This window comes from Streptomyces sp. WAC03905, from assembly GCF_057371075.1.
Map to the genome: position 1 here is coordinate 4,865,646 of NZ_JBXYDZ010000003.1, position 20,463 is coordinate 4,886,108.

The window sequence follows — 20,463 nt, forward strand, 5'->3', positions numbered from 1 at the left end:
GGAATCATGGCGGGCAGTCAACCGGTCGGGGAACGCGTCCGGTTGGCCCGGCAGCTCAGCACATGCAGGGGGAGGGACGATGGCGGACAGCTTCGGTCCGGTACGCGCGGACAACGGCGCGGCCTGCCGCGGGGCGGACCCCTCGGAGGAGACCGCCGGCCCGCCGGCCGGGGAGCCGATCCGGGTGCTCGTGGTCGACGACCACGCGCTCTTCCGCCGGGGACTGGAGATCGTCCTCGCGCAGGAGGAGGACATCCAGGTCGTCGGCGAGGCCGGTGACGGCGCGGAGGCGGTGGACAAGGCGGCCGACCTGCTGCCGGACATCGTGCTCATGGACGTGCGGATGCCCCGGCGCGGCGGCATCGAGGCCTGCACCTCGATCAAGGAGGTGGCGCCCTCCGCGAAGATCATCATGCTGACGATCAGCGACGAGGAGGCGGACCTCTACGACGCGATCAAGGCGGGCGCGACCGGGTACCTCCTGAAGGAGATCTCCACCGACGAGGTGGCCACGGCGATCCGGGCGGTGGCCGACGGCCAGTCGCAGATCAGCCCGTCCATGGCGTCGAAGCTCCTCACCGAGTTCAAGTCGATGATCCAGCGGACGGACGAGCGGCGGCTGGTGCCGGCGCCGAGGCTGACGGACCGGGAGCTGGAGGTCCTCAAGCTGGTCGCCACCGGGATGAACAACCGCGACATCGCGAAGGAGTTGTTCATCTCCGAGAACACGGTCAAGAACCACGTCCGCAACATCCTGGAGAAGCTGCAGCTGCACTCCAGGATGGAGGCCGTGGTCTACGCGATGCGCGAGAAGATCCTGGAGATCCGCTGACCGCACCCCCTCGTGGGAGGGGGGCCCGGCCTCAGCTCCCCAGCGCCGTCAGCTCGGCCGTCACCGCGGCGGCCTCGGAGGCGGTCTGCGCGCGCTCCACGCGCACCGCGTCGCAGCCGACCCACTCCGCCGCCTCCCGCAGGGCCCGCGCCATCGGGGCCGCGGCCGCGGGGGACGTCAGCGAGAGCTGCCGGGCGACCAGCGTGCGGCCCTCGCGGGCCGGGTCGACCCGGCCCTGCAGTCGGCCGCCCGACAGCAGCGGCATCGCGAAGTACCCGTGTATCCGCCGGGGCTTGGGGACGTACGCCTCCAGGCGGTGCGTGAAGCCGAAGATCCGCTCGGTGCGCGGACGGTCCCAGACCAGGGAGTCGAAGGGCGACAGCAGCGTCGTGCGGTGGCGGCCCCGGGGAGGCGTCGCGAGCGCAGCCGGGTCGGCCCAGGCGGGCTTGGCCCAGCCCTCGACCTCGACCGGTACCAGTCCCGCGTCCTCGACCACCGCGTCGAACTGCTCCCCCTTGAGCCGGTGGTAGTCCGCGATGTCGGCGCGGGTGCCGACGCCGAGGGACCGGCCGGCCAGGGCCACCAGGCGGCGCAGGCACTCTCGGTCGTCCAGGTCGTCGTGGAGCAGCGCCCCGGGCACGGCCCGCTCGGGGAGGTCGTAGACCCGCTTCCAGCCGCGGCGCTCGCTGCACACCACCTCGCCGGTGTCGAGCAGCCACTCCACGGCGATCTTGGTCTCGGACCATTCGAACCACTCGCCGCCGTTCTTGGCGCCGCCCAGTTCGGTGGAGGTCAGCGGGCCGTCCGTCCGCAGCCGGTCCAGGACCGCCCGGGTCGAGTGCTGCTTGTCCCGGAGGACGTGCCAGCGGTGGCCGCGCGCCCGGTTGGCCCGGCGGCGGAAGGCGAAATGCGGCCATTCCTCGATGGGCAGGATGCAGGCCGCGTGCGACCAGTACTCGAAGGCGTGGCGCTCGGTCCAGTACGCCCGCTCCACGGTGTCCCGGCCGACCGCGCCGAGCCGGGCGTAGGGGATCAGCTCGTGCGACCGTGCCAGCACCGAGATGGTGTCGAGCTGGACGGCGCCCAGGTGGCGCAGGACCCCGCGGACCCCGCCGCGCCGGTCGGGCGCTCCGAGGAAGCCCTGCGCGCGCAGGGCGATCCGGCGGGCCTCGTCGGCGGACAGGGACACGGTAGGCGGCGGCAGGGTCATGCGCCGAGCTTAGGGGGTGCCACTGACAGCGGGCCCCGCGCGCCTACGCGGTGGGCGACGGCAGGTACGGCAGCTGCGAGGGCAGCCCCAGGTCGGAGGGGAGCAGGGCGCCGACCCGGCAGTCGCGCAGGGTGCCGCGGTGGGTGATCCCGGCGCGCAGGACCCCCTCGATCCGGAAGCCGGCCCGGTCGGCGACGGCACGGGAGCCGGTGTTGTCCGGCTCGGCCCGCCATTCCACGCGGCCGGCGCCCAGCTCGGTGAAGGCCCAGCGGGCGGCGGCGTCCACCGCCTCGGTCATGTAGCCGCGGCCCCGGTGCTCCTTCACCGCCCAGAAGCCGACCTCGAACACGGACTCGCCGCGCGGGTGCACGCCCACGGCCGCGACCAGCGGGCCGCCCGCCCCGAGCCGGACCGCGAAGCTGTACGCGGTGTCCCCGCGCCAGCCGGCCGGCACCGTCTCGTGCACCCAGGTGTCCGCGTGGGCGTGCGTATAGGGGGAGGGGACCTCGGTCCAGCGCTGGATCTCGGGGTCCTGGCAGGCGGCGTACACCTCGGCGGCGTCCTCGGGGACGAAGGGTCTGAGCACGAGGCGCCCGGTGGTCAGGGTGGTGGGTTCCATGCGCGGATTCTGCTGCGGCCGCGGCGCCGCGGGCCAACACTTTTCGGGAATCCGCCCGGGCGATGCGGCACCTTCGGTGTCCTCCGTACGTTCTCCATACGGGCACCCGTGCCCTCTGGGAACGGCGGACCTCCCGACGCGGCCGAGTCCTCGCTTACGATGGCCGTTGCGGTGGGGCCCACCTGCCGTGCCCGTGTACGTACAGTGCCCAGGCCCGACCGGCAAGGAGACAAACCTCGGTGTCCGTCTTCAACAAGCTCATGCGTGCAGGCGAAGGCAAGATCCTGCGCAAACTGCACCGCATCGCGGACCAGGTCAACTCCATCGAAGAGGACTTCGTCAACCTCTCCGACGCCGAGTTGCGGGCGCTCACGGACGAGTACAAGCAGCGCTACCAGGACGGTGAGAGCCTGGACGACCTGCTGCCCGAGGCCTTCGCGACGGTGCGCGAGGCGGCCAAGCGCGTCCTCGGCCAGCGCCACTACGACGTCCAGATCATGGGTGGCGCGGCGCTGCACCTCGGCTACGTCGCCGAGATGAAGACCGGTGAGGGCAAGACCCTCGTCGGCACGCTCCCCGCGTACCTGAACGCGCTGTCCGGCAAGGGCGTCCACCTGATCACGGTGAACGACTACCTGGCCGAGCGCGACTCCGAGATGATGGGCCGCGTCCACAAGTTCCTGGGCCTGTCCATCGGCTGCATCCTGGCGAACATGTCGCCGGCGCAGCGGCGCGAGCAGTACAACTGCGACATCACGTACGGCACGAACAACGAGTTCGGCTTCGACTACCTGCGCGACAACATGGCGTGGTCGCAGGACGAGCTGGTCCAGCGCGGGCACAACTTCGCCGTGGTCGACGAGGTCGACTCCATCCTCGTCGACGAGGCCCGCACCCCGCTGATCATCTCCGGTCCCGCGGACCAGGCCACGAAGTGGTACGCGGACTTCGCCAAGCTGGTCACCCGCCTGACCAAGGGCGAGGCCGGCCAGCCGCTGAAGGGCATCGAGGAGACCGGCGACTACGAGGTCGACGAGAAGAAGCGCACCGTCGGCATCCACGAGGCCGGTGTCGCCAAGGTCGAGGACTGGCTCGGCATCGAGAACCTCTACGAGTCGGTGAACACCCCGCTCGTCGGCTACCTGAACAACGCCATCAAGGCGAAGGAACTGTTCAAGAAGGACAAGGACTACGTCGTCATCGACGGCGAAGTCATGATCGTCGACGAGCACACCGGCCGCATCCTCGCCGGCCGCCGCTACAACGAGGGCATGCACCAGGCGATCGAGGCGAAGGAAGGGGTGGACATCAAGGACGAGAACCAGACCCTCGCCACGATCACCCTGCAGAACTTCTTCCGCCTGTACTCGAAGCTGTCGGGCATGACCGGTACGGCCATGACCGAGGCCGCCGAGTTCCACCAGATCTACAAGCTCGGTGTGGTCCCGATCCCGACCAACCGCGCGATGGTCCGCAAGGACCAGCCCGACCTGATCTACCGGACCGAGGTCGCGAAGTTCGCCGCCGTCGTCGACGACATCGCGGAGAAGCACGAGACGGGCCAGCCGATCCTCGTCGGTACGACGTCGGTCGAGAAGTCCGAGTACCTCTCCCAGCAGCTCTCCAAGCGCGGCATCCCGCACGAGGTGCTCAACGCCAAGCAGCACGACCGCGAGGCGACGATCGTCGCCCAGGCCGGCCGCCGCGGCGCGGTCACCGTCGCCACGAACATGGCCGGCCGTGGTACCGACATCAAGCTCGGCGGCAACCCTGACGACCTCGCCGAGGCGGAGCTGCGCCAGCGCGGCCTGGACCCCGAGGAGCACATCGAGGAGTGGGCGCACGCCCTGCCCGAGGCGCTCACCCGGGCCGAGGCGGCCGTGAAGGCGGAGTTCGAGGAGGTCAAGGGGCTCGGCGGGCTGTACGTGCTGGGCACCGAGCGCCACGAGTCGCGCCGTATCGACAACCAGCTGCGCGGCCGCTCCGGCCGACAGGGCGACCCGGGCGAGTCCCGCTTCTACCTGTCGCTCGGCGACGACCTGATGCGCCTGTTCAAGGCGCAGATGGTCGAGCGCGTCATGGCGATGGCCAACGTGCCGGACGACGTGCCGATCGAGAACAAGATGGTGACGCGTGCGATCGCGTCGGCCCAGTCGCAGGTCGAGACCCAGAACTTCGAGACGCGCAAGAACGTCCTGAAGTACGACGAGGTCCTCAACAACCAGCGCGAGGTCATCTACGGCGAGCGCCGCCGCGTCCTGGAGGGCGAGGACCTCCAGGAGCAGGTCCGCCACATGATGGACGACACGATCGACGCGTACATCGCGGCCGAGACGGTCGAGGGCTTCGCCGAGGAGTGGGACCTGGAGCGCCTGTGGAGCGCCTTCCGGCAGCTCTACCCGGTGAAGGTCACCATCGAGGAGCTGGAGGAGGCCGCGGGCGACCGCGCGGGCATCACCGCCGAGTTCATCGCGGAGTCCGTCAAGGACGACATCCACGAGCAGTACGAGGCCCGCGAGGCGGCCCTCGGCTCCGAGATCATGCGCGAGCTGGAGCGGCGCGTGGTCCTGTCGGTGCTGGACCGCAAGTGGCGTGAGCACCTCTACGAGATGGACTACCTGCAGGAGGGCATCGGCCTGCGGGCGATGGCCCAGAAGGACCCGCTGGTCGAGTACCAGCGCGAGGGCTTCGACATGTTCAACGCCATGCAGGAAGGCATCAAGGAGGAGTCCGTCGGCTACCTGTTCAACCTGGAGGTCCAGGTCGAGCAGCAGGTCGAGGAGCTGCCGGTGCAGGACGCCGCGCCGTCGCTGACGAAGGAGCCGGTGCCGGCCGCGCGTCCGGAGATCCGGGCGAAGGGGCTGGACGCGCCGCAGCGTCCCGACCGGCTGCACTTCTCCGCCCCGACGGTCGACGGCGAGGGCGGCGTGATCGAGGGCGACTTCGACAGCGACGCCGCCGGTGACGGTGACGGGATGACCCGGGCCGAGCGGCGCAAGGCCCAGAAGGCCGCGGGCGGTCGTCGCCGCAAGAAGTAACCCGCTGGTGGTCTCAGCGGCCGGCCGGGGCCGGGCACCTTGAGGGTGTCCGGCCCCGGCCGTCGCGCTCCCGCTGCCCGGCTCGGGCTGCCCGGCTCCGGCTGCCCCGCTTCCGCTGCCCGGCTCCCGCTGCCCGGCTCCCCGCCGGGGTGGCGGTTCGGTGCCGGGGGCCCGTGCGCTGCACGCCGCGGCGCCGCAGCGGGGGCGCTGCCCCCGGGCCCCGCGCCTCGAACGCCGACGGGGCTGAGACGGTGCTGCCGGCCCGGGATTCAGGGGCATGGGCCCTGGATTTCGATGGCCGCGCAGCGCCAGCGCAGGTCCGGGCCCTGTTCGAGGCGGAAGGCCATGGCCGTGACGCGGTCGCCGGTGGCGATGCGGGCGAAGGCCTCGATGACACCCGGGCCGGGGACGAAGCGGCCGCACCGGCGCACGACCGGGCGGAGGCGTTCGCGCAGGGGAGCCTCGGGTGCCAGCGTGACCAGCTGCTGGTAGGCGGGGCCGACGGTGTGGCCCAGGAGCGAATGGACCGGGCGCGTACCGCTGATCACCGCCAGCAGACGTTCGGCGAACCAGTGGTGCGGGCCGACGTGCGGCGGGCGCGCCGGTCCCCGCGCCCCGGCCGGCCCCGTGGGTGGTGTGGGAGGCGCCGGGCGGCGCTGGTCGCGCCGGCCGGCGGGCCGGGTTGCGGAGCGGCCCGCGGGGCGGCGGCCGCCGTTGCTGCCGATCGTGCCGCGCGTCGTGGTGTCCATCGCGATCTGCCCCCGAACAGGCCGGGCCCGGAGCGGTACCGGGCGGTAACTTGATGGGGACCTTCTACGGTCGGCGAACACGCTCCGCAACCACCGCCGCGCCCCGCCCCGCCGCCCGTGCGGTTCACCTATCCGAGTGCCCGCACCGCCGCCCCCGCGCCAGTCGGCCCCGGCGCCGGGGGCGTCGGGTGGACGGGGACCCGGAACGTTCCGGCAGCCCGATGGGGTACGGCGGCCGTCACCCCGGCGAACCCCTGCCGGCCCCCTCCGAGTCGTATCCTGGGGGCGTTTCCGACGACCGAAAGCAGCCGGCCATGCGTGTGTACGTCCCCCTGACCCTCCCCGCGCTCGCCGAGGTGCACCAGGCGGGTGAGCTGGGACCCGCCCCGCTGCGGGCGTACGCCGTCACCCCCGGGCTCCGCGAGTGGTACGTCTCCGACGACATGGAGGAGCTGGAGTACGCCGCCCTGGGCCGGGCCGCGGCCGCCTCCCTGCGGATGCTCGCCGCCGACCCCGGCGCGCCCCGCCGGCGGGTCGTCGTCGCCCTCGACGTGGACGACAAGGCCGCCACCGCCGCCCCCGGGGCCGACGAGACCGCCATCGGCCGGGTGGACCTCGCCGCCGCCGTGCGCCTCACCGTGGCCGCCGCGGTGCACGTGGACGCCGACGACGCCGGTGAGGACGTCGCCGCCGCCGCGCAGGCCCTGGCCGCCGCCGACGGCGGGGACGAGGACGCGCAGGTCACCGTCGACGGCGCCGAGGACCACGAGCTCCTGTGGTTCGGCGTGCAGGAGATCCCGGGGCTGCTGAAATGACGCTCGCGAACCACATCGTGTGGGACTGGAACGGCACGCTCCTCCACGACATCGACGCCGTGATCATCGCGACGAACGCCTCCTTCGCCGAGCTCGGCTTCGCGCCGATCACCCTGGAGACGTACCGCGAGCTGTACGTCGTACCGGTGCCGAAGTTCTACGAACGCCTTATGGGACGGCTGCCCACCGAGGAGGAGTGGCTCGTCATGGACGAGACCTTCCACCGCCACTACTGGGCCGCCGCCGCGGACTCCGGGCTCGCCGACGGGGCCCGGGAACTGCTGCGGGACTGGCAGCGCGACGGGCTCACCCAGTCCCTGCTCTCCCTCGCGCCCCACGACCGACTCGTGCCGCTGGTGCGGTCCCACGGCATCGACGGGCACTTCCTGCGCGTCGACGGCCGGACCGGCCCCTCCCACACCTCCAAGGCCGGACATCTCGTACGCCACCTGCAGGCCCTCGACGCGACGGGGGTGACCGCCGACCGTACGGTCCTCATCGGAGACGCGGTGGACGACGCCCTCGCCGCCGCGCACGTCGGCGCCCGCGCCGTCCTCTACACGGGCGGTTCGCACAGCCGCCGCAGTCTGGAATCAGCCGGAGTGCCGGTCGTGGACACCCTGGCCGAGGCCGTTCTGACAGCTCGCGAGCTGGCCGAATAGCGACTGGCCGGGCCGCTGCACGGACGGCCCGCCGCGTCGCTGGCCAGAGTGTCAAAGTTCCACCCCAAGATTTGTACAGATGCAGCGAATGACGACTTGGGGGTAGGTCGGGATAGCCTTGTACCCGTGATCAGCGCGATATCCCTCGGGGGCACTGGAGCCTCCGGCCTGCGCCCGGCGTACGACAGTGCCCGGGCCATCGCTGATCCCCGCCACCGGGAGCGCCGGCCGATCTTGGCTCATTCCCTCCCGGTCGGCTCTCACGACGGCATAGCGTCGATTCGGAACGGACACCCCGCCTCGCGGCGCTATGTCATTCCTTCCTTCACCTACGTCACGCAATGGCGCGCGACAGGAGCCAGAGGACATGCAGACCAAGCTGGACGAAGCAAAGGCCGAGCTGCTCGCACGGGCGGCCCGGGTAGCTGAGCACAGCCCGGCCGGGGGGCTACTTCCGACTGGGTCCGAGCAGGGAGAGCGGCCGGACCGGGACGCGGTCCTCTCCTACCTCCAGCGCTACTACCTGCACACGGCGCCCGAGGACCTCACGGACCGGGACCCGGTCGACGTGTTCGGAGCCGCGCTCTCCCACTACCGGCTGGCCGAGAACCGGCCGCAGGGCACCGCGAACGTACGCGTGCACACCCCCACGGTGGAGGAGAACGGCTGGACCTCCAGCCACTCCGTCGTCGAGGTCGTCACCGACGACATGCCCTTCCTCGTGGACTCCGTCACGAACGAGCTGTCCCGCCAGGGCCGCGGCATCCACGTCGTGATCCACCCGCAGGTCGTCGTCCGCCGTGACATCACCGGCAAGCTGATCGAGATCCTCGGCCCCGACTGCGACGCCCACGGGCCCCGCACCGCGCGCCCCCACGACTCCCTCGTCGAGTCCTGGATCCACGTCGAGATCGACCGCGAGACCGACCGCGCCGACCTCAAGCAGATCACCGCCGACCTGCAGCGCGTCCTGTCCGACGTCCGCGAGTCCGTCGAGGACTGGGAGAAGATGCGCGACGCCGCGCTGCGCATCGCCGACGGCCTGCCCGACGAGCCCACCGCCCCGGACCTGCGCGAGTACGAGCTCGAAGAAGCCCGTGAGCTGCTGCGCTGGCTCGCCGACGACCACTTCACCTTCCTCGGCTACCGCGAGTACAACCTGGTCGACGGCGACTCCCTGGCCGCCGTGCCCGGCACCGGCCTCGGCATCCTGCGCTCCGACCCGCACCACAGCGGCAAGGACGACGGCCACCCCGTCTCGCCGTCCTTCAACCGGCTGCCGGCCGACGCCCGCGCCAAGGCCCGCGAGCACCGCCTGCTGGTGCTGACCAAGGCCAACAGCCGCTCCACCGTGCACCGCCCCTCGTACCTCGACTACGTGGGCGTCAAGAAGTTCGACGCCGACGGCAACGTCATCGGCGAGCGCCGCTTCCTGGGTCTGTTCTCCTCCGCCGCGTACACCGAGTCCGTGCGCCGCGTACCGGTCATCCGCCGCAAGGTCGCCGAGGTCCTGGAGCGCGCCGGCTTCTCCCCGGCCAGCCACGACGGCCGCGACCTGACGCAGATCCTGGAGACCTACCCGCGCGACGAGCTGTTCCAGACCCCGGTCGACCAGCTCCAGTCCATCGTCACCTCGGTCCTCTACCTCCAGGAACGCCGCCGGCTGCGGCTGTACCTGCGCCAGGACGAGTACGGGCGCTACTACTCCGCGCTGGTCTACCTGCCCCGCGACCGCTTCACCACCGGTGTGCGGCTGCGCCTGATGGACATCCTGCGCGAGGAACTCGGCGGCATCAGCGTCGACTTCACCGCCTGGAACACCGAGTCGATCCTCTCCCGCATCCACTTCGTCATCCGCGTCCCGCAGGGCACCGAGCTGCCCGTGCTGACCGACGGCGACGTCGAGCGCATCGAGGGCCGTCTCGTCGAGGCCGCCCGCTCCTGGGCCGACGGCTTCGACCAGGCCCTCAACGCCGAACTCGGCGAGGAGCGCGCCGCCGAGCTGCTGCGCCGCTACGGCTCCGCCTTCTCCGAGGGCTACAAGGCCGACCACTCGCCGCGCGCCGCCGTCGCCGACCTCGTGCACCTGGAGAAGCTGCGCGGCAGCGACAAGGACTTCGCCCTGTCGCTGTACGAGCCCGTCGGCGCCGGCCCCGGCGAACGCCGCTTCAAGATCTACCGCGCCGGTGAGCAGGTCTCCCTGTCCGCCGTCCTGCCGGTCCTGCAGCGCCTCGGCGTCGAGGTCACCGACGAGCGCCCGTACGAGCTGCGCTGCGCGGACCGCACCAACGCCTGGATCTACGACTTCGGTCTGCGGCTCTCGGCGGGCGACCTCGGCGACGACGCGCGCGAGCGCTTCCAGGACGCCTTCGCGGCCGTCTGGAACGGCCAGGCCGAGAACGACAACTTCAACACCCTCGTGCTCAGCGCCGGCCTGACCTGGCGGCAGGCCGTCGTCCTGCGCGCGTACGCCAAGTACCTGCGCCAGGCCGGCTCCACCTTCAGCCAGGACTACATGGAGGACACCCTCCGCAACAACGTCCACACCACCCGGCTGCTGGTCTCGCTCTTCGAGGCCCGGATGTCGCCCGTCCGCCAGGCCGCCGGCAGCGAGCTCGTGGACGCCATGCTGGAGGAGCTCGACGGGGCCCTGGACCAGGTCGCCTCGCTCGACGAGGACCGCATCCTGCGGGCCTTCCTCACCCTCATCAAGGCGACCCTGCGCACCAACTTCTTCCAGCTCGACTCCCAGGGCGAGCAGCACGCCTACGTGTCGATGAAGTTCGACCCGCAGGCCATCCCGGACCTGCCGGCGCCGCGCCCGGCGTTCGAGATCTGGGTGTACTCCCCGCGCGTCGAGGGCGTCCACCTGCGCTTCGGCAAGGTCGCCCGAGGCGGCCTGCGCTGGTCCGACCGCCGCGAGGACTTCCGTACGGAGATCCTCGGCCTGGTCAAGGCGCAGATGGTCAAGAACACCGTCATCGTGCCGGTCGGCGCCAAGGGCGGCTTCGTCGCAAAGAACCTCCCCGACCCGTCGGTGGACCGCGACGCCTGGCTCGCCGAGGGCATCGCCTCGTACAAGATCTTCATCTCGGCGCTGCTCGACATCACCGACAACATGGTCGCCGGTGAGGTCGTCCCGCCGCGCAGCGTGGTCCGTCACGACGAGGACGACACCTACCTCGTGGTCGCCGCCGACAAGGGCACCGCGACGTTCTCCGACATCGCCAACGGCGTGGCGGAGTCGTATGGCTTCTGGCTCGGTGACGCCTTCGCGTCCGGCGGCTCGGCCGGCTACGACCACAAGGGCATGGGCATCACCGCCCGCGGCGCGTGGGAGTCCGTCAAGCGGCACTTCCGCGAGCTGGGCCACGACACGCAGACCCAGGACTTCACCGTCGTCGGCGTCGGCGACATGTCCGGTGACGTCTTCGGCAACGGCATGCTGCTCTCCGAGCACATCCGCCTGGTGGCCGCCTTCGACCACCGGCACATCTTCATCGACCCGACCCCGGACGCGGCGACCTCGTACGCCGAGCGGCGGCGCCTGTTCGAGCTGCCGCGTTCCTCGTGGGCGGACTACGACACCTCGCTGATCTCGGCGGGCGGCGGCATCCACCCGCGCTCGGCCAAGGCCGTCCCGGTCACCGCGCAGATGCGCGCGGCCCTCGGCATCGAGGCCGGCGTCACCAAGATGACCCCGGCCGACCTGATGCAGGCCATCCTCAAGGCCCCCGTGGACCTGGTGTGGAACGGCGGCATCGGCACCTACGTCAAGGCGACCTCCGAGACCCACGCCGACGTCGGCGACAAGGCCAACGACGCCATCCGCGTCAACGGCTCCGACGTGCGGGCGCAGGTCATCGGCGAGGGCGGCAACCTGGGCCTGACCCAGCTCGGCCGCATCGAGTTCGCCCGCAGCGGCGCCGGCGGCGAGGGCGGCAAGGTCAACACCGACGCCATCGACAACAGCGCCGGCGTGGACACCTCCGACCACGAGGTGAACATCAAGATCCTGCTCAACGCGGTCGTCGCCGACGGCGACATGACCGTCAAGCAGCGCAACAAGCTGCTCGCGCAGATGACCGACGAGGTCGGCCGTCTGGTGCTGCGCAACAACTACGCGCAGAACACCGCGCTGGCCAACGGCTCGGCGCAGGCGCCCAGCCTGCTCCACGCCCAGCAGCGGTTCATGCGCCGCCTGGAGGGCGCCGGACTGCTCAACCGCGAGCTGGAGTTCCTGCCCACCGACCGGCAGATCCGCGAACTGCTCAACAACGGCAAGGGCCTGACCCAGCCGGAGCTCGCGGTCCTGTTCGCCTACACGAAGATCACGACGGCGGACGAGCTGATCGCCACCGAGCTGCCGGACGACCCGTACCTGCGCCGTCTGCTGTTCGCGTACTTCCCGGCGGCCCTGGGCGACAAGTTCTCCGAGCAGATCGACGCGCACGCGCTGCGCCGCGAGATCATCACGACGATCCTCGTCAACGACACCGTCAACACCGGTGGTTCGACCTTCCTGCACCGTCTGCGGGAGGAGACCGGGGCCTCGACGGAGGAGATCGTCCGGGCGCAGCTGGCGGCCCGCGAGATCTTCGGCCTCGCCGACGTGTGGGACGCCGTGGAGGCGCTCGACAACAAGGTGGCCGCGGACGTCCAGACCCGGGTGCGCCTGCACTCGCGCCGCCTGGTCGAGCGCGGTACCCGCTGGCTGCTGAACAACCGGCCGCAGCCGCTGCAGATCACCGAGACCATCGCCTTCTTCGGGGAGCGGGTCGCCGGGGTGTGGGCGGAGCTGCCGAAGCTGGTGCGCGGTGCGGACCTGGAGTGGTACCAGCTGGTCATGGACGAGCTGACCGGCGAGGGCGTGCCGCAGGAGCTGGCGGCGAAGGTCGCCGGATTCTCCTCGGCCTTCCCGACGCTGGACATCGTCGCGATCGCGGACCGGACGGGCGTGGACCCGCTGGGTGTGGCCGAGGTGTACTACGACCTCGCCGACCGCCTGGACATCACGCAGCTGATGGACCGGATCATCGAGCTGCCGCGGGCCGACCGCTGGCAGTCCATGGCCCGCGCGTCCATCCGTGAGGACCTGTTCGCGGCGCACGCGGCCCTGACGGCGGACGTCCTGTCCGTGGGCAACGGCGCCTCGACTCCCGAGGAGCGCTTCAAGGCGTGGGAGGAGAAGAACGCGGCGATCATCGGGCGGGCCCGGACGACCCTGGAGGAGATCCGGGGCTCGGACGACTTCGACCTGGCGAACCTGTCGGTGGCGATGCGGACGATGCGCAGCCTGCTGCGCGCGCACAGCTGATCGTCCCTGCGTAGCCGAACGGGCCGGGCCCGGGACCGAAGTGGTCCCGGGCCCGGCCCGTTCGTGTTCCGTCCTGTCCGCGGGTGCGGTGCCGTTGCGGGGGCTCCGCCCCCGGGCCCCCGCGCCTCAGACGCCGGCGGGGCCGGGAGGGCGCCTCGCACGCCGGCGGGGCGTCAGCGGGTCGACTTCTCGTAGGCGGCGCAGACCTCGTCCGCCGGGCCGTCCATGCGCAGGACGCCCGAGTCCAGCCAGATCGCGCGGTCGCAGGTCTCGCGGACCGTGTTGATGGCGTGGCTGACCAGGAAGACGGTGCCGGCGCGTTCGCGGAGTTCCTCGATGCGGGCCTGGCTGCGCCGCTGGAAGGCGGCGTCGCCCGTGGCGAGCGCCTCGTCGATCATCAGGACGTCGTGGTCCTTGGCGGCGGCGATGGAGAACCGCAGGCGGGCGCCCATGCCGGAGGAGTACGTCCGCATCGGCAGGGAGATGAAGTCGCCCTTCTCGTTGATGCCGGAGAAGTCGACGATGTCCTGGTAGCGCTCGCGGACCTGCTGCCGGGACATGCCCATGGCGAGGCCGCCGAGGATGACGTTGCGTTCGCCCGTCAGGTCGTTCATCAGGGCGGCGTTCACGCCGAGCAGGGAGGGCTGGCCGTGCGAGAAGATCCGGCCGCGGGCCACCGGCTGGAGGCCGGCGACGGCCTTCAGCAGCGTGGACTTGCCCGAACCGTTGGAGCCGATGAGGCCGATGGCCTCGCCCTCGTAGGCGGTGAACGAGACGCCCTTGACCGCGTGCACCTCCCGCATCCCGGGGGTGGCCCCGCGGGAGAAGATCCGGCTGAGGGCGGCGGTGGCGCCGCCCTTGCGGGCTCCGGTGCCGTGCACCTGGTAGATGACGTGTACCCCGTCCGCGATCACGGTGGGTACCCGGGTGTCGTCAGCCACGTCCGTACGCCTCCTCTGCCCTCCAGAAGTAGATGAACCCGCCCACGCCCGCGAGGAGCGCCCAGCCGGCGGCCAGCAGCCACGCGTGGTGCGGCAGTGCGTGCGCGGGGAAGCTGTCGATCAGTGCGAAGCGCATGAGGTCGATGTAGACGGCCGGGGGGTTGGCCTTGAGGGCCGTCAGGACCCAGTGCGGGAGGTCGTTCTTGCCGATCATCTGGTCGATGGACCACATGACGCCCGAGGAGTACATCCACGTCCGCAGGACGAACGGCATCAGCTGGCTGACGTCGGGGCTCCTGCTGCCGATGCGGGCCATGACCATGGCGCAGCCGGCGGCGAAGAGGGCCGTCAGCAGGAGCGCCGGTACGGCCAGGAGCCAGGCGGCGCCGGGCCGCTGGCCGAAGGCGAGCAGCAGGATCACCAGGGCGGCCATGGAGACGAGCAGCTGCTGGAAGAGCTGCACGACGGTGGAGATGGGCAGGCTCGCGCGGGGGAAGTGCAGGGCGCGGACCAGGCCGAGGTTGCTGTGGACGGCGCGGGTGCCGGTGTTGACGGAGCTGCTGATGAAGTCCCAGACGAAGATGCCGGTGATCAGGAAGGGGACGTAGTCCGGCACGCCGTGGCTGGCCTTCAGCACGATGCCGAAGATGAAGTAGTAGACCGCCGCGTTGAGCAGCGGGGTCACCAGGTGCCAGACCTGGCCGAGTTTCGCGGTGCTGTACGTGGCCTGCATGCGGGCGTTCGCGTACGCGGACACGAAGTGGCGGCGCTGCCAGAGCTGCGCGATGTAGCGGGGGAGCGTCGGGCGGGCGCCGCTGAGCGTGAGGCCGTGGGCGGCGGCCAGCTGCGCGAGGTCCGCGGAGGCGGCGGGCGCTGTCTTGGATGCGGTCGCGGTGGTCACTGGGTTCGCTTTCGACGTGGGTCGGGACGGGTCCGTATCGTCGCTACGGCGAGGTTAGGGCGCGTGCCGTCGGAACGCAACCGTATCGTCGTGACGTGCCGCGGCTATGCTCTGTGCATGACCACGGATCCCGCCACCTCCGCCGCCTCCGCCCGCCGCGCTCCCGCCGGCGCCGCCGTCCTGCGCGAGGACGTGACGGAGGCGATCCGCAACGCGGTGCTGGAGGAGCTGGCCGCGGTCGGGTTCTCCCGGATGTCGATCGAGGGCATCGCGCGACGTGCCGGGGTCGGCAAGACCGCCGTCTACCGGCGGTGGAAGTCCAAGCTGCACCTGGTGCTCGACCTGGTCGGCGCCTTCGCCGTGGACGGCCTGCCCGTGCCGGAGACGGGCTCGCTGTACGGGGACGTACGCGCCCTGCTGGAGGTCATGTCGCACGTGCTGCGGCACCCGGTGGCCTCCGCGGTGATCCCGGACCTCCTGGTCGAGGCCTCCCGCAACCCCGAGATCGCGGACGCGGTCCGCGGCGCCCTCCTGGACGGCCAGCACCGCATGGCCCAGGGCATCGTCTCGGACGCCGTCGCCCGCGGCGAACTCCCGGCGGACATCAGCCCCGACCACGCCCTGGACCTGCTGATCGGCCCCCTCTACTGGCGCCAGGTCGTCGTCCGCGACGCGGTGACCCCCACCCACCTGGACACCCTGGCCCACCAGGTGGTGGCCGGCCTGAAATCGGCCTCCGCCGCCACCTGACGGGTCCGTGGCCCGACACCGGCCCCGCCTACGGCCAGACGCGCGCCAGTGCCGGCTCCGGGGACGGGGCGGGGGCCGAGGGGGCGGGGGCGCGGTCCGGGAGGGGGACGACGGGCGGGGTCGGGACCGGGTCGCCCAGGAAGACCCGGCGGACCACGCGCTCCGCCGCGTGCCCGTCGTCGTAGGAGCAGAAGCGGGCGCGGAAGGCCGAGCGCAGCTGCGCCGAGCGGGAGCCCTGCCAGTGGCCCGTGGTGAAGATGTCCACCAACTCGTCCTGGGTGCGGGCGACCGCGCCCGGCGGACACGACCGCAGGTCGAAGTACGTGCCCCGGGCGGCCTCGTACGCCTCCCAGTCGTCGGCGTGGATCACGATCGGCCGGTCCAGCGCCGCGTAGTCGAACATCAGCGACGAGTAGTCCGTGACCAGCGCGTCGGAGGCGAGGCACAGCTCCTCCACCGACGGGTGCGCGGAGACGTCCACGAGCCGCGGGTGCGGCTCCCACGTGCGGCCGGCGTCCGCGTACGTCAGGTGCGTGCGGACCAGCACCGTGAAGCGCGGGCCCAGCTCCTGCAGGAACCGCTCGAAGTCCAGGTGGTCCGGCCGGCTGCGGCGGTAGTCGCGGTGGGTGGGCGCGTACAGGATCGCCGTCGAGCCCGCCGCAATGCCCAGCCGCTCGCGCAGCTCCAGCACCTCCGAGCGGGTCGCCCGGTGGAAGACGTCGTTGCGCGGGTAGCCGTACTCCAGGGTCGTGTACGAGGACGGGACCGCCTTCTCCCACACCAGCGTGGAGTGCCGGTTCGCGGAGAGCAGGTAGTCCCACTGGTCGGCGCCGCGCAGCAGGCCCGCGAAGTCCGCCGTCGGAGTCGCCGCCGGCCGGTCCCGGAGGTCGAGACCGACCCGCTTGAGCGGGGTGCCGTGCTGCGTCTGCAGGAGCACCTGGCCGCGCCGCTTGACCAGGGCGCGGTCGAAGTTGACGTTCGTGACGAGGTACCCGGCCCGGGCCAGCGCGCTCCAGTACGCCGCCGAACCGGGGCGCAGCGCCACCGTCTGGCGGGGGAGGGTCCAGGCGTGTGCCGGGTCGCAGATCCACGCCGTCCGCATCCGGGGCGCCAGCTCCCGCAGCTTCGCCTCGATCGCCGCCGGGTTGCAGGCGTAACCGCCGTGCCAGTACGCGGAGAAGACCGCGAGCTCCGGGCGCAGCGGCAGCAGCCGCTGGATCCGGTAGTGCAGCCGCAGCGAGGTCTCGCGCAGGCCCCGCCCCAGGGCCGTGGCGGCCCGGCCCAGGGCCAGACCCGCCCGGCGCAGCACCGACAGCAGGCGGTAGGTGCGCCGGGTGCCCATCCGCATCAGGGCGTGCCGGATCCGGTCGGTGCGCGACAGGGACAGCGGCGGCGAACTCCGCCCGCCCGGGGCGCGGTAGCGGCGCAGCAGGGCGGAGGCGCGGGCGAAGAACTCGGCCCGGGCGGCGCGCGGGAGGCGGCGCGGGTCGGCGTGGACGGCGCAGAAGTGCTCGGCCATCCGGCGGTGCAGGGTGGAGCGCCAGCGCTCCAGCTCCGGCCGCCCGGCGAGGTACCCGAAGACCCGGTCGTACTGGTCGAAGATCTCCAGGTGGCGGGAGGTGCGGGTGGTCAGGATCGAGCCGGTCCGCCGCTGGCGGTAGTGCACGCAGACGCGGTCCAGGACGGCGACGGACTCCGCGGCCAGCAGCGCCGGGTAGGTCCAGGGGGTGTCCTCGTAGAGCCCGGGCGGGAAGGCGAGGCCCTCGCGCTCGACGTACTCGCGGCGGTACGCCTTGTTCCACACCACCATCAGCAGGGCGAGCAGGGCGGGCCGGTCGGCGAGCCGGAAACTGGCCGGGCCCTCCTCGGACAGCCGGTGGGAGAGCCGGTTGCGGACGACGTCCCCCGACCAGTAGGCGCGCGCGTAGTCGTAGACGAGGACGTCGGGGGAGCCGGTGGCCTTCAGCCGGTCGGAGATCGCCTGCAGGGCGCCGGGGGTGAGGGTGTCGTCGCCGTCGAGGAAGATCAGGTAGTCGCCGGTGGCCCGGGCCAGGCCCGCGTTCCGGGCCGGACCCAGACCCAGGTTGTGCGCCAGGTGCACCGCGGTCACCCGGGGGTCGCGCGCCGCGTACTCGTCGATGATCGCGCCGCAGGCGTCGGGGGAGGCGTCGTCGACGGCGATCAGTTCGAGGTCCGGGCAGGACTGGCTCAGGACCGAGTCCAGACTCTCCTGGAGGTAGGCCTGGACCTTGTACGCGGGCACGATGACGCTGAACCGGGGCACGGCACATCCAGGGGTCGGCGCGGGCATATGGCCCAGGAACCCCCGGCGTGGCGATCGGGTTACGGCGTACGCGGCATTCGGGTTACGCAGCGTCAACGCCGCACGTCAGGTGCACCGGAGACGGCTCACTTGACCGCGCCGGCCATCACCCCCGTGACGAACTGCCGCTGGAACGCGAAGAAGACGACGAGCGGGACCACCATCGACAGGAACGCGCCGGGCGCCAGTACGTCGATGTTGTTCCCGAACTGCCGCACCTGCTGCTGGAGCGCGACCGTGATCGGCGGGTTGGCCGAGTCGGCGAAGACGAGCGCCACCAGCATGTCGTTCCACACCCACAGGAACTGGAAGATGCCGAGCGAGGCGATCGCCGGGCCGCCCAGCGGCAGCACCACCCTTGTGAACAGGCGCAGTTCCCCAGCGCCGTCGAGGCGGGCCGCCTCCAGCAGTTCGCGCGGGATCTCCGCGAAGAAGTTGCGCAGCAGGAAGACGGCGAAGGGCAGCCCGAAGGCGGTGTGGAAGAGCACCACGCCCGCCGTGGTCTCGAACAGGCCGATGGTGCCGAAGAGTTCCGACACCGGGATCAGCGCCACCTGCACGGGCACGACGAGCAGCCCGACGACGACGAGGAACAGCCAGTCCCGGCCGGGGAACTCCAGCCAGGCGAAGGCGTATCCGGCGAACGCGCCGAGGGCCAGCACGAGCAGGGTGGCGGGCACCGCGATGGCGAAGGTGTTGAGCAGGGAGCCGGTGATGGTGTCGTTGGCCAGCAGCCGCTCGTAGTTGTCGGCGGTCAGCCGCGAGGGCGCGCCGAAGACCTGCCACCAGCCGCCGTCGTTCAGGTCGGTCGGGGCGACGAGGGAGGAGATCAGCAGCCCGAGGGCGGGCAGCAGCCAGAAGAGCGCCGCCACGACCAGGAACACGCGCACGGCCCCGCCGGCCAGACGGCCCGCGGCCCGTGATGCCCTGCCCGGCCCCCGCCGGGGCCGCCGCGCCCGGTCGTCCGGCGCCGCGTCGGAACGGCTCATCGGGCCCCCTCCTTGCGCAGACGGCGGATGTTCACCAGCATCACCGGCACCACCAGCACCAGCAGCAGGACGGCGATGGCGCTGCCCAGACCCGGATCGGCGTCGGTGCCGAAGGACGTCCGGTACAGCTGGAGCGCGAGGACGTTCGCGTCGTCCTGGACCGCGCCCGGTGCGATCACGAAGACCAGGTCGAAGATCTTCATGACGTTGATGACGAGCGTGACGAGCACGACCGCCAGCAGGGGCGCCAGCAGCGGGACGGTGATCCGCCGGAACACCTGCCACTCGTTCGCCCCGTCCACCCGCGCCGCCTCCAGCAGCTCGCGCGGTACGGCCGCCAGCCCGGCCCCGATCAGCACCATCGCGAAGCCCGCCCACATCCATACGTACGCGCCGATGACCGCGGGCGTGACGAGCGCCGGACCCAGCCACTCCACCCCGCCGTACGCCTCCCGGAAGTTGGCCGCGGGCAGCCGCAGCAGCGCCCCGTCGGCCTTCGCGGACAGGGTGAAGGTGCCGTCGGCGCGGGCCGTCGCCGCGTCCACCACACGGCCGTCCTTGACCGCCTCGATCCGCATCCCGGAGAAGCCCTGCTCGCTTCTGTCGACCACGTTCGTCGCGCCGCCCCCGCCGCGGGTGAAGTCCTGCCAGACGGTGCCCGTCACCTTCCCCGGCTCCGGCTCCGCGGTGCCCGCCGTACGGGTGCCCTCCGGCAGCGCCTCGGGAGCCACGCCGACCAGCGGGAGCAGCACCGGGCTGCCCGCGCGGGCCGGCTCGCGGGTCACGAAGGCGCCCCCGCCGGCGTCGGCCAGCGGCGAGTCCCGGCCCGGACGGGCCTTGGGGAAGGCCGAGGACTGCGCGAAGGTGTCGTGGACGCCGACCCAGACCGCGTTGGCGACGCCCCGGTCGGGGTCGTGGTCGTAGACGAGCCGGAAGATGATGCCGGCCGCCAGCATCGAGATCGCCATCGGCATGAAGACGAGCAGTTTGAACGCCGTTCCCCAGCGCACCCGTTCGGTGAGCACCGCGAAGATCAGCCCGAGCGCGGTCGCCGTGACCGGGGCGAGCACCACCCACACCGCCGTGTTCTTCAGGGCGGTGCGGATGCCGTCGTCGGTGAGGATCTCCCGGTAGTTGCCGGCGCCGACGAACACGTCGCCGGAGCGGTCGAAGAAGCTGCGGTAGAGCGAGTAGCCGATCGGGTGCACGACGAGCGCGCCGAGCAGCACGAGGGCCGGCAGGAGGAACGCCGCCGCCACCAGACGGCGGCGCCGGGCCTCGGCGGAGAGCCCGCGCGCGGCGGGGGCCGTCACCGGC

General features: G+C 71.9%; 14 protein-coding genes. 6 read left to right on the top strand and 8 right to left on the bottom strand.

Going from position 1 to position 20,463, the window contains the following annotated elements; genetic code table 11:
- Nucleotides 1-79 precede the first annotated feature (79 nt).
- Entirely contained in the window at nt 80-832 is a 753-nt protein-coding gene (locus AC2RP6_RS24465) for a response regulator (protein WP_486448140.1), read from the top strand.
- Nucleotides 833-863: 31 nt separating this feature from the next.
- On the opposite strand, the gene AC2RP6_RS24470 is transcribed toward AC2RP6_RS24465, so the two are convergent.
- Both AC2RP6_RS24470 and AC2RP6_RS24475 read right to left on the bottom strand, forming a co-directional pair.
- A complete protein-coding gene (locus tag AC2RP6_RS24470; protein ID WP_486448141.1) occupies nt 864-2,042 on the bottom strand; it encodes a winged helix-turn-helix domain-containing protein in 1,179 nt (392 codons plus the stop codon).
- A 43-nt stretch (nt 2,043-2,085) separates the two neighbouring features.
- Nucleotides 2,086-2,661, bottom strand: coding sequence for a GNAT family N-acetyltransferase (locus AC2RP6_RS24475; protein WP_486448142.1), 576 nt, complete (start codon nt 2,659-2,661; stop codon nt 2,086-2,088).
- A gap of 239 nt (nt 2,662-2,900) precedes the next feature.
- Between AC2RP6_RS24475 and secA the strand changes: the two genes are divergently transcribed.
- A complete protein-coding gene (gene secA / locus AC2RP6_RS24480) occupies nt 2,901-5,699 on the top strand; it encodes a preprotein translocase subunit SecA (RefSeq protein ID WP_486448143.1) in 2,799 nt (932 codons plus the stop codon).
- Nucleotides 5,700-5,968: 269 nt separating this feature from the next.
- On the opposite strand, the gene AC2RP6_RS24485 is transcribed toward secA, so the two are convergent.
- On the bottom strand, nt 5,969-6,448 hold the full coding sequence (locus AC2RP6_RS24485; protein WP_486448144.1) for an Rv3235 family protein: 480 nt from the start codon (nt 6,446-6,448) through the stop codon (nt 5,969-5,971).
- Between the two features lie 314 nt (nt 6,449-6,762).
- On the opposite strand from AC2RP6_RS24485, the gene AC2RP6_RS24490 reads away from it, so the two are divergent.
- From AC2RP6_RS24490 to AC2RP6_RS24500, 3 genes are all read left to right on the top strand, one after another.
- Complete coding sequence (locus AC2RP6_RS24490) at nt 6,763-7,263, top strand: DUF6912 family protein (RefSeq protein WP_486448145.1); 501 nt, start codon at nt 6,763-6,765, stop codon at nt 7,261-7,263.
- Complete coding sequence (locus AC2RP6_RS24495) at nt 7,260-7,925, top strand: HAD family hydrolase (RefSeq protein WP_486448146.1); 666 nt, start codon at nt 7,260-7,262, stop codon at nt 7,923-7,925. The genes AC2RP6_RS24490 and AC2RP6_RS24495 overlap by 4 nt, the downstream gene beginning before the upstream one ends.
- A 367-nt stretch (nt 7,926-8,292) precedes the next feature.
- Complete coding sequence (locus AC2RP6_RS24500) at nt 8,293-13,242, top strand: NAD-glutamate dehydrogenase (protein WP_486448147.1); 4,950 nt, start codon at nt 8,293-8,295, stop codon at nt 13,240-13,242.
- 173 nt (nt 13,243-13,415) lie between these two features.
- Here AC2RP6_RS24500 and AC2RP6_RS24505 read toward each other — a convergent pair whose 3' ends face one another.
- Nucleotides 13,416-14,183, bottom strand: coding sequence for an ABC transporter ATP-binding protein (locus AC2RP6_RS24505; RefSeq protein ID WP_486448148.1), 768 nt, complete (start codon nt 14,181-14,183; stop codon nt 13,416-13,418).
- Entirely contained in the window at nt 14,176-15,084 is a 909-nt protein-coding gene (locus AC2RP6_RS24510) for an ABC transporter permease (protein ID WP_486448149.1), read from the bottom strand. The genes AC2RP6_RS24505 and AC2RP6_RS24510 overlap by 8 nt, the downstream gene beginning before the upstream one ends.
- Nucleotides 15,085-15,201: 117 nt before the next feature.
- On the opposite strand from AC2RP6_RS24510, the gene AC2RP6_RS24515 reads away from it, so the two are divergent.
- Nucleotides 15,202-15,834 (top strand): TetR/AcrR family transcriptional regulator, encoded by a 633-nt coding sequence (locus AC2RP6_RS24515; protein WP_486448150.1) that lies wholly within the window; start codon nt 15,202-15,204, stop codon nt 15,832-15,834.
- 28 nt (nt 15,835-15,862) lie between these two features.
- Here the strand turns inward: AC2RP6_RS24515 and AC2RP6_RS24520 are convergent, their stop codons facing one another.
- The 3 genes from AC2RP6_RS24520 to AC2RP6_RS24530 form a co-directional block, all read right to left on the bottom strand.
- On the bottom strand, nt 15,863-18,118 hold the full coding sequence (locus AC2RP6_RS24520) for a bifunctional glycosyltransferase/CDP-glycerol:glycerophosphate glycerophosphotransferase (protein WP_486448151.1): 2,256 nt from the start codon (nt 18,116-18,118) through the stop codon (nt 15,863-15,865).
- A gap of 125 nt (nt 18,119-18,243) precedes the next feature.
- A complete protein-coding gene (locus AC2RP6_RS24525; protein WP_486448152.1) occupies nt 18,244-19,146 on the bottom strand; it encodes a carbohydrate ABC transporter permease in 903 nt (300 codons plus the stop codon).
- Nucleotides 19,143-20,459: a carbohydrate ABC transporter permease gene (locus AC2RP6_RS24530; protein ID WP_486448153.1), complete on the bottom strand. Its 1,317-nt coding sequence runs from the start codon at nt 20,457-20,459 to the stop codon at nt 19,143-19,145. Before AC2RP6_RS24530 ends, AC2RP6_RS24525 begins: the two co-directional genes overlap by 4 nt.
- Nucleotides 20,460-20,463: the final 4 nt, after the last annotated feature.